The sequence below is a fragment of the Bradyrhizobium sp. NBAIM08 genome, assembly GCF_020193935.1.
GTDB lineage: Bacteria > Pseudomonadota > Alphaproteobacteria > Rhizobiales > Xanthobacteraceae > Bradyrhizobium > Bradyrhizobium yuanmingense.
On record NZ_JADYVR010000562.1, the window covers coordinates 1 to 430 of the forward strand.

Here is a 430-nt window from a genome sequence, read left to right on the forward strand (position 1 = left end):
CTCTAAACGAGGTCTCCCTCGAGGGCCGTGCCAGACCAGCACGTTGATAGGCCGCAGGTGAAAGTCGGGTAACCGATGCAGCCGAGCGGTCCTAATCGCCCGATAGAACTCCCATCACACCACAACGCAACGCCGTCCCTCAAAAGACGGCACCGCACGCAGCACCAAGCCGCGCACACCCCAAACATACTTCCATTCCCCCCAGGATCCGGCCGGGTGGCCCGGTGGTCATCGCAAGGTTGATACACCGATCCCATCCCGAACTCGGCCGTGAAACACCTCAGCGCCCATGGTACTGTTGCTCAAGCAACGGGAGAGTCGGTCGCCGCCGGGCCACCCAGCCGGATCCTCAACCTCACCTGTCACATACACACACCACCGCGGGGTGGAGCAGCCCGGTAGCTCGTCAGGCTCATAACCTGAAGGTCAC

Annotated in this window: 2 rRNA genes; both read left to right on the plus strand. The window is 62.3% G+C overall.

The annotated features are described in order from the left end of the window. Positions 1 to 116 (plus strand): 23S ribosomal RNA (locus I6F37_RS40955); the annotation flags it as partial. Between the two features lie 104 nt (positions 117 to 220). Then, a 5S ribosomal RNA gene (gene rrf / locus I6F37_RS40960) occupies positions 221 to 334 on the plus strand. Positions 335 to 430 lie beyond the last annotated feature (96 nt).